Origin of the sequence: Aquiflexum sp., from assembly GCF_041749095.1 — a bacterium.
Lineage (GTDB): Bacteria > Bacteroidota > Bacteroidia > Cytophagales > Cyclobacteriaceae > Aquiflexum.
Genome location: NZ_JBGTCA010000574.1, coordinates 1 through 6,349, shown reverse-complemented (window position 1 = coordinate 6,349; position 6,349 = coordinate 1). Strand labels below are relative to the sequence as shown.

At 42.1% G+C, this 6,349-nt stretch carries 5 protein-coding genes; 4 read left to right on the top strand and 1 reads right to left on the bottom strand.

Translation table 11 applies throughout. The features are described 5' to 3' along the window. Positions 1-1,467: ABC transporter ATP-binding protein (locus tag ACEW8O_RS25650; protein WP_373497483.1), on the bottom strand; the 1,467-nt coding region annotated here is incomplete at its 3' end. Between the two features lie 112 nt (positions 1,468-1,579). Here ACEW8O_RS25650 and ACEW8O_RS25645 point away from each other — a divergent pair. The 4 genes from ACEW8O_RS25645 to ACEW8O_RS25630 all read left to right on the top strand — a co-directional run bounded on the left by ACEW8O_RS25645 (position 1,580) and on the right by ACEW8O_RS25630 (position 6,133). After that, positions 1,580-2,851: a neutral/alkaline non-lysosomal ceramidase N-terminal domain-containing protein gene (locus ACEW8O_RS25645; RefSeq protein WP_373497482.1), complete on the top strand. Its 1,272-nt coding sequence runs from the start codon at positions 1,580-1,582 to the stop codon at positions 2,849-2,851. A gap of 1 nt (position 2,852) precedes the next feature. Then, complete coding sequence (locus ACEW8O_RS25640) at positions 2,853-3,389, top strand: DinB family protein (protein WP_373497481.1); 537 nt, start codon at positions 2,853-2,855, stop codon at positions 3,387-3,389. Between the two features lie 87 nt (positions 3,390-3,476). Continuing rightward, entirely contained in the window at positions 3,477-4,043 is a 567-nt protein-coding gene (locus ACEW8O_RS25635) for a sugar O-acetyltransferase (protein ID WP_373497480.1), read from the top strand. Positions 4,044-4,357: 314 nt separating this feature from the next. Further along, a complete protein-coding gene (locus ACEW8O_RS25630; protein ID WP_373497479.1) occupies positions 4,358-6,133 on the top strand; it encodes an acyl-CoA dehydrogenase in 1,776 nt (591 codons plus the stop codon). The last annotated feature ends 216 nt before the right edge of the window (positions 6,134-6,349 follow it).

Below are 6,349 nucleotides of genomic sequence, written 5' to 3'. Positions count from 1 at the left end.
CCTTTGTCTTTGACCACCTGATAATTTCACGCCCCTCTCCCCGATCAAAGTATTCAGTCCGTCTTCAAACCTATCGGTAAACTCCTGCACGTGGGCGGCTTTTACTGCCTGCAGTAATTCTGATTCAGTAGCATTTGGTCTTGGAAAAAGAATGTTTTCCCTGATCGTACCTTCAAATAGAAAATCATCCTGTAATACCACTCCTAATTGGGATCTGTAACTTTTCAATGAAACTTTTTGCAAGTCATTTCCATCAATGGTGATCATTCCGGAATCGGGATTTAAAAATGAAGCTGCAAGACCTGCTATGGTGGTTTTGCCAGAACCAGATGTACCCACCAAAGCGGTCACAGAACCGGCAGGCGCATCAAAACTTATTCCTTTCACCACTTCTTTTCCTTCTTCATAGGCAAAAGAAACATTCTGGAAACTGATATCTCCTTTGAAATTTGGAAGCATCAAATTCCTATAACCCTGGGCATCTTCCAAGGGATAATTCATGATTTCTTCGGTCCTGTCCAAGCCGGCAAAAGCCTCAGTCAGTTGACTGCCAATATTGCTCATCTGAACAATCGGAGCAATCATAAATCCTAAGTATAGGGTGAAGGCCAAAAAGTCCCCAAAGGTCATCTGCTCATCCATAATCATGTATCCACCTATCCCCATGATACCGGCGGAAGCCAGTCCCAAAAGAAAAGTAGCTGAGGAGGTCACAAAACTGGTCGCAGTCAGACTAGCTTTCACATTGAGAAAAAGCCGCTCCACACCAGCTTCAAAAGTTTTGATTTCCTGTTCTTCGGCATTAAAGCCTTTGATCACCCTGATTCCTCCCAAAGTTTCGGTCAGTCTTCCTGTAACTTCTGCGTTGATTTTTCCCCTTTCTCTGAAAATGGGTCTGATTTTACCAAAGGCTTTCAAGGAAATCAATCCAAAAATAATTACCGGAACCAATACATAAAGGGTCATCATCGGACTGATATAGATCAACAACACCAGTGAAATAACAGCCGTCAACACCCCTCCAACCATTTGCGCAAACCCGGTTCCCACCAGGTTTCTCACCCCTTCCACATCTGTCATTATCCTTGATACCAATTCGCCGGTTTTGGTATTGTCAAAAAAGCGGATGGGGAGTTGAAGAATATGCTTTTGTACCTTGGATCGCAGCACAGATATCAGATGCTGCGCTTCGACGCTGAGGATCTGTGTCAATGCATAAGAGGTGGTTGCCTGAATGGTGATGGCTGCCACCACTCCCAAAACCAACCATTTGAGCAGGTCCAGATCATTGGAAGGGATTACATTATCTATCAGTATTTTACTTGCGCCCGGTAAAACCAAGCCTGATAGTCTCGAAATGATGATCAAAAAAAACCCTAAAAACAATTGCTTTCTTCTTGGCCAGATGATGGTTTTGAACACAGTGGCCATGGTGACCCTGCTTTCTTTTGGTTTGGTTTTAGTCATGTTGATGGGTTAAAAACAGTTTGTAACATTAAAAAGGAATGGATTAGTTCTATTCTTTTTAAATTCAAATTAGATGTATTTTCAATATATTTGATATTCAGCCCTAAGATCAATGAAATATATCTTATTCATATTCTCGGTTTTTTTTATCTTCTATTCCTGCACGTCAGAACAAAAGGAAAAAACCAATGCCTTTCAAGTTGGAGTTTCCAAAGCTGTTATCAATCCGGCAATCGGAAGCTACATAGCAGGCGATAAGCAAAATAGAACCTTTACAGGGATCAAGGATAATCTTTACGCCAAGGCCATAGTGGCTTATGATGGTGAAACTGCCTTCGCTATGGTCACCTTGGATTGTATAGGCCTATTGTATCAGGACTTACAGACCATTAGAAAAAAAGCCGCATTTGTGGATTTTGGAATTCCTTTTTCTCCGGAAAATATCATTATCAGTTCGACCCATACCCATTCAGGACCTGATGTTGTGGGTTTATGGGGAAAAGACTATTCCGAAAGCGGTGTCAGTCCTGATTACATGGATTTATTGTTTGAAACTGTTATTGAACAAATCGCATCCGCATCCAACAATTTAAAGCCAGCCATCGCAAGCTATTCCATGACCGAATTTGGGAAAGAATGGGTCGCTAATATCTGTGATGAGGAAATTGACCGGAGTGTAACTACCCTACAGTTCAAGGATGACATGGGCAAAAGTATCGCAACACTGACAAATTTTGCCTGCCACCCAACCTATTTGGATGCAGTGTTTACCGAGGTGTCCGCTGATTATGTGGCCGGGTTCTATCAGGAAATGGAAAAGCAACTGGAAGGAGAACACTTATTTTTACAAGGTGCCATCGGTGGATGGGTACAACCTGTTGATAAAACAGGTAATTATGATAAAGCCCTAAAAAGAGGTAAGGAATTGGCGCAAGCTACATTATCAGCTTTATCGGAATCAAAGCCCCTAATTAATACTCATATTGATTTCCAACGGAAAACCATTTTTTTTCCTGTAGAAAACCAAGCTTGGCAACAGCTTTCAGCAGCAGGAATTATCCAAAGGGAATTTGATGACTTTGTGGAATCTGAAATAGTTTGGTTTTCGATTGGAGAAGCCACCTTTGCAAGCCATCCCGGAGAAACAGCCCCTGCTTATGGATTGGAAACCAAAGAATTGATGGTTGATGGGCCTAAGTTTGTATTGGGAATTTCCCAAGATGCACTGGGCTATATTCTGAAACCTGTTTACTTTGATGATTTAACGATGCCACATGCGCAATACCTGACAAGTATGTCCTTGGGGAAACAAACAGGTCCTCATTTAATGGAGACCCTAAAGAATCTGTCTGAAAGAAAAAACAAACCACCGGTAACAAACTAAAATGAATCATAAAACCGAAAAATGGACTCTATCTGTTGATCAGATAACTCAGCAAACAATTGAAACTTTTATTGACCTCCCACTGAGTAAAATCCATCTCAAACCCAATTCCAAAACCTGGAGCATAGCAGAAAACATCGAACACCTGATCACCATCAACAAAACTTATTTCCCAATATTCGAAAAACTCAAAAACGGTACCTACCAAGGTGCATTCATAGGAAGATTTTCCTTTTTTACCAATCTATTTGGGGATATGATATTCAAATCCATATCAGATGGTGGCAAGAAAAAACATAAAACCTTCCCCCTTTGGGAGCCAAAGATTCAACAAGGTGATGATACCATTTTAGAAAGATTCAAACAACATCAGGAAGAATTGAAAAGCTGGATAGTACAGATGGAACCATTTGTTGAAAAAAACCAGATCATCCATTCCCCAGCTAATAAATTGATCGTCTATTCCCTGGAAAAAGCAATCGAAATCATTATCGCCCACGAACAGCGCCACCTCGACCAAGCCAAAAACCTACTTTAATCCAAATAAAATACTCTGTTTATTAAGTCTTGAATCTAATGCCTACCTTCCTAATTAGCAGGTCTCAAATCTCACATCTCATTTCTCATGTCTAACCAAAAGACCGAAAAACAAAAAATGCTTGCCGGCGAACTCTACCTCGCCTCTGATCCTGAACTTGCATCAGAAAGACTATTTGCCAGGCAATTGACCAAACAACTCAATGATTCCGGTCCTGATGAAACTGAACTGAGGGAGAGTATTCTAGAAAAACTGATCGGCAAAAAAGGCAAGAACTTCTGGATTGAGCCACCCTTTTATTGTGATTACGGATACAACATTTCCGCTGGAGACGATGTGTTTTTCAATTTCAATTGTGTCGTATTGGATGTGACTCCGGTGATATTGGGAAGTAGGGTGCTGATAGCTCCCAATGTACAGTTCTATGCGGCTACTCATCCCACAGATTTCAGAGAAAGAGGTAGCTTGGTAGAATTTGGCAAACCAATATCTATCGGAGATGATGTCTGGATCGGAGGTTCTACGATCATCTGTCCCGGAGTGACCATTGGATCAAGGTCCATCATCGGCGCAGGTTCGGTGGTCACCAAAGACATACCCGAAGACGTCTTAGCTGCAGGAAATCCCTGTAAGGTCATCAGAAGTCTGGTATGAAAATATAAATTTTGAACCACAAAAGTATCAAAAGGAAACAAAAGAAGTCCTAGATGGCCTCACTTAAACTTTTGTTGACTTTTGTCTCTTTTGTGGTTATTGAAAAAATACTTTGACTTACTACTTATTTAAATATAAAAATTCTCTAACATTATCAGTCGCAATTATTCTGAGTCTTTTATTTATGAACCACAAAAGTATCAAAAGAGAACAAAAGAAGTCCTAGATGGCCTCACTTAAACTTTTGTTGACTTTTGTCTCTTTTGTGGTTATTGAAAAAATACTTTGACCTTAACCTTTCATCCAACCTAACTATGTTTTACTCCAAACGCGACCTTCATTTCCAGCTTTTTGAAAATATTGATGCCCTGTCCCTGACCTCATTTGACTATTTCAAGGACCATAATCGGGAAACTTTCGAGATGGTGCTGGATGCGGCCGATCAGATTGGAGTGACTTCTTTGAGGCCATTGTTGACAGAAATGGATAGAAATGAACCACAATTGGTTGACGGGAAAATCATTGTACATGAGGGCATGAAGAAAATCTACCGGCAATATGGAGAGGATGGTTGGATCAATGCATGTTTCCCTTATGAGGAAGGTGGGCAGCAATTGCCAAACACCATACAGGCTGCCGCAGGTTTTATCTGGCAGGCTGCAAATTATTCGGCATCGGTTTATCCATTCCTCACTTCCGGTGCTGCCAATCTGATCCGGACATTTGGAAGTAAGGAGCTGATAGACAGGTTCACCCCAAATATGTATAATGGCAAATGGCAGGGCACCATGGCCTTGACCGAACCTGATGCAGGTTCTTCCCTGACTGACCTTTCGACCTCAGCTACACCAACAGACACCGAGAGCGTTTACAAAATTAAAGGTCAGAAAATCTATATCTCCTGTGGTGACCATGATGCCTGTGAAAATGTGATTCACCTGATGCTTGCCCGAATTAAAGGCGCCCCTGCGGGAGTCAAAGGCATTTCCATGTTTGTTGTTCCGCAAAAAAGAACCGGTACCGGAGACTCCAATGATGTGCTGACCGAAGGACTTTACCATAAAATGGGTTACAAAGGCGCACCCATTGCCCATCTGATGATGGGTTCCAATGATGGTTGTGAAGGTTTTTTGGTAGGTGAACTCAATAAAGGTTTATCCTATATGTTTCAGATGATGAATGAGGCAAGAGTTGGTGTGGGCATGAATGCAGCAGCCATTGGGACAGCCGCCTATTATACCTCCCTTGCTTATGCCAAGGAAAGACCACAGGGACGAAAAATCGGCGAAAAGGATCCCAATCAGCCACAAATCCCCATCATCGGGCATGCAGATGTCAAGCGCATGTTATTATTTCAAAAATCCATTGTGGAAGGTTCCCTCTCCCTTTTACTCTATTGTGCCAAATTGGGTGATTTGGTCCATGTGGCAGAAGGACAGGAAAATGATGAGGCTTCCCTCCTGCTTGACCTGCTGACTCCGATAGCCAAATCCTATCCTTCAGAAATGTGCTGCCTGACCACTTCGGCTGCTGTTCAGGTATTGGGAGGCGCGGGATATACCACGGATTTTCCTGTGGAACAATACTACCGCGAGGCCCGCATCCATCCCATCCATGAAGGGACCACAGGAATTCATGGCTTGGATTTATTAGGCAGAAAGGTTTTGATGCAAGATGGCAAAGCGGTAAAGATTTTTGTTGAAAAAATTATGCAAACCATTGCAAAAGCTAAAGTAGAGAGCACCTTAATCCCCTTTGCCGAAAAGTTGGAAAAATACCTGCAAAGGGCTCAGCAAACAAGTGTACATCTAATTGCCAAGGCAGGAAAAAATCCGGAAGAATTCCTTGCAGATGCTACCCTATATTTGGAATACCTCAGTATCCTGACCATCGCCTGGCAATGGCTTCAACAGGGATTAATCGCCCAAAAAAACCTGTCCAAAGGTTCACTTGAAAAGGACTTCTACCAAGGCAAGATCATGTGCATGCGCTACTTTTTCGAATACGAACTGGTAAAAATGGATGGTGTCGGAAAAAGGTTGGTGTCGGAGGATGTGGTGACTGTAGAGATGAGAGGGGAGTGGTTTTGAGGTCTAAATTCATTTGGATAGAATGGCGATTTCATTTTTTGTTCATTTATTCCGTTGTTTTTAGATTTATTAGGTTCAGACAACCTGACCTCCCGTAAACTGAACTGCCATGGACTTGAAGATAAGTTTCAGGTCTGTACCGGGATAGATTGTCTTGGTTTCGGTCAGGGTTTTGCACAGTTCACCTGCCGCCCTGTTCCTTCTCGGGTTGGAAAG